The 2,642-nt window shown below is 60.1% G+C and carries 5 protein-coding genes; all 5 read left to right on the top strand.

Annotated features, from left to right (window positions below; translation table 11 throughout):
- Positions 1–150 (top strand): 30S ribosomal protein S10 (rpsJ, locus tag ABF824_RS03970; protein WP_415486626.1); only part of this gene is annotated, 150 nt, incomplete at its 5' end.
- Positions 151–160: 10 nt separating this feature from the next.
- Positions 161–844 (top strand): 50S ribosomal protein L3, encoded by a 684-nt coding sequence (gene rplC / locus ABF824_RS03965; protein WP_415486570.1) that lies wholly within the window; start codon positions 161–163, stop codon positions 842–844.
- A gap of 5 nt (positions 845–849) precedes the next feature.
- The gene (gene rplD, locus ABF824_RS03960; RefSeq protein WP_415486568.1) at positions 850–1,464 is read left to right on the top strand and encodes a 50S ribosomal protein L4; all 615 of its coding nucleotides are present in this window, start codon (positions 850–852) and stop codon (positions 1,462–1,464) included.
- Between the two features lie 35 nt (positions 1,465–1,499).
- A complete protein-coding gene (locus ABF824_RS03955; RefSeq protein WP_415486625.1) occupies positions 1,500–1,796 on the top strand; it encodes a 50S ribosomal protein L23 in 297 nt (98 codons plus the stop codon).
- Positions 1,797–1,812: 16 nt separating this feature from the next.
- A partial coding sequence (gene rplB, locus ABF824_RS03950) for a 50S ribosomal protein L2 (protein WP_415486566.1) occupies positions 1,813–2,642 on the top strand: 830 nt, incomplete at its 3' end.

Here is a 2,642-nt window from a genome sequence, read left to right as displayed (position 1 = left end):
TCTCCCCACGTGGATAAGAAAAGCCGCGAACAGTTCGAAATTCGGACTCACCGCAGGCTGCTCGACATTGTCGAGCCGACCCCGCAGACCGTGGACGCCCTCATGAAGCTCGACCTCGCCGCTGGCGTTGACGTCGAGATCAAACTCTAAGGTCCAGACGATGCGTACCGGATTGATCGCAAGAAAGCTGGGTATGACCCGGCTGTTTAAGGAAGATGGCACTCATGTGCCTGTCACTGTCCTGCATCTCGATGATTTGCAGGTGGTTGATGCCCGTACCGAAGAGCGCGATGGTTATACCGCCGTGCAGCTCGGTCTTGGCAAAGCCAAGGTGAAGAATGTCACGAAACCGAACCGCGGCCATTATGCCCGCGTGAAGGTCGAGCCGAAGAAGGCCGTGCGCGAATTCCGCGTCGCTGCCGACGCCGTTCTCGAGCCAGGCACCCGTATCCTCGCCTCCCACTTCGTGGTTGGCCAGAAGGTGGATGTCACCGGCACGAGCAAGGGCAAGGGATTTGCTGGCGCCATGAAGCGCTGGAACTTCGCCGGTCTCGAAGCTTCTCACGGTGTGTCCATCTCTCACCGTTCGCATGGTTCTACCGGTAACCGTCAGGATCCCGGCAAGACCTTCAAGAACAAGAAGATGGCTGGTCACCTTGGTGACGAGCGCGTGACAACGCTGAACCTGGAAGTGGCTGCGGTCGATCCGGAAAAGAATCTGGTCATGATTCGTGGTTCCATCCCGGGCGCGAAGAACGGACTGGTCATGGTCCGTGACGCGATCAAGAAGGCCCGTCATGCAGAGGCGCCGTATCCGGCAGCCGTTGCGACGGCGGAGGGCTGAGGACGATGGAACTCGATATCAAAACCCTCGATAACGGTAGCGCCGGCACGGCCACGCTTCCGGACGAGATTTTCGCTGTTGCGCCGCGTGCCGACATCATGGCGCGTGTGGTTCACTGGCAGCTGGCCAAGCGCCGCGCCGGCACCCACAAGGTGAAGGGCATGGGCGAGGTCTCCGGTACGACGAAGAAGCCGTACCGCCAGAAAGGCACCGGCTCCGCCCGTCAGGGTTCGCTGCGTGCACCTCAGTATCGTACCGGTGGCGCGGTTCATGGTCCGGTCGTCCGCGATCACGGCTATGACCTTCCCAAGAAGGTGCGTCGCCTCGGTCTGATCTCCGCTCTTTCCCAGAAGGCGAAAGACGGCAAGCTGATCGTTCTCGATGCGGCTGATGGTGTGACGAAGACAGCTGAGCTGGCTGTGAAGCTGAAGGCTCTGGGCTGGACTTCCGCACTGATCGTTGATGGTTCCGTGAACGAAGGTTTCGTTCGTGCGGCCCGTAACCTGCCGAAGATTGACGTCCTGCCGACCATCGGTGCGAACGTCTATGACATTCTCAACCATGACGTCCTTGCGATCACTCGCGCTGGCGTTGAAGGCCTTAAGGAGCGGCTGGCATGACAAACGTGCTTGCGATCCGCAAGAAGGCGGAAAAGATGTCGCGCGAAGCGCTCTATGACATCGTCCGTGCGCCGCTGATCACCGAAAAGGCGACGGCGATGTCCGAGAAGAACCAGGTGGCCTTCAAGGTCGCCATCTCGGCCACGAAGCCTGAAATCAAGGTCGCGGTTGAAACTCTATTCGGCGTCAAGGTTGTCAGCGTCAACACGCTGGTTCAGAAGGGCAAGACGAAGCGTTTCAAGGGTCGTCCCGGACAGCGCTCCGATATCAAGAAGGCGTTCGTGCAGCTGGCGGAGGGTCAGTCGATTGACCTGACCGCCAAGCTGGCGTGACGCGGGGTATCTACACATGGCATTGAAGCACTTTAATCCCGTCACGCCGAGCCTTCGTGGCACGGTGCTGGTGGACCGGTCTGACCTGTGGAAGGGCAAGCCGGTCAAGCAGCTGACCGAGGGCAAGAACAAGTCCGGTGGTCGTAACAATCACGGTCGCACGACGTCGCGTTTTCGTGGCGGCGGGCACAAGCAGTCCTACCGCTATGTCGACTTCAAGCGTCGCAAGCTGGACGTGCTGGGCACCGTCGAGCGTCTGGAATATGATCCGAACCGTACGGCGTTCATCGCACTGATCAAGTACGAAGACGGTGAGCTGGCCTATATTCTGGCTCCGCAGCGTCTGAAGGTTGGTGATCAGGTCATCGCGGGCACCCGCGTTGATATCAAGCCGGGCAACGCAATGCCGCTGGCTTCGATCCCCGTCGGAACGATCGTGCATAACATTGAGCTGAAGCAGGGTGCTGGCGGCAAGCTGGCCCGTTCGGCTGGCACCTATGCACAGCTGGTCGGCAAGGACTCTGGCTACGCCCAGATCCGCCTCCAGTCTGGTGAGCTTCGCGTTGTTCGCGGTGAATGCTTCGCCACGGTTGGTGCAGTGTCCAATCCGGACAACATGAACCAGCACATGGGCAAGGCTGGCCGCATGCGCTGGCTCGGTCGTCGTCCGCACAACCGTGGTGTCGTCATGAACCCGGTCGATCATCCGCATGGTGGTGGTGAAGGCCGGACCTCGGGCGGTCGTCATCCGGTTACGCCGTGGGGCAAGCCGACCAAGGGTTACAAGACACGGGTCAACAAGCGTACGGACAGTCTGATCATCCGTCGCCGGAAGACCGGCAAGTA

The organism is Acetobacter sp. (genome assembly GCF_047721705.1).
GTDB lineage: Bacteria > Pseudomonadota > Alphaproteobacteria > Acetobacterales > Acetobacteraceae > Acetobacter.
The sequence above is the reverse complement of the archived record's forward strand: the minus strand, read 5'-3'. Positions and strand labels throughout refer to the sequence as shown.

What these genes read in the sequence shown, in the direction of transcription:
- ABF824_RS03955 (WP_415486625.1), top strand. Translation starts at nt 1,500, where the DNA reads ATGTCGCGCGAAGCGCTCTATGACATCGTCCGTGCGCCGCTGATCACC.
- rplD (WP_415486568.1), top strand. Translation starts at nt 850, where the DNA reads ATGGAACTCGATATCAAAACCCTCGATAACGGTAGCGCCGGCACGGCC.
- rplC (WP_415486570.1), top strand. Translation starts at nt 161, where the DNA reads ATGCGTACCGGATTGATCGCAAGAAAGCTGGGTATGACCCGGCTGTTT.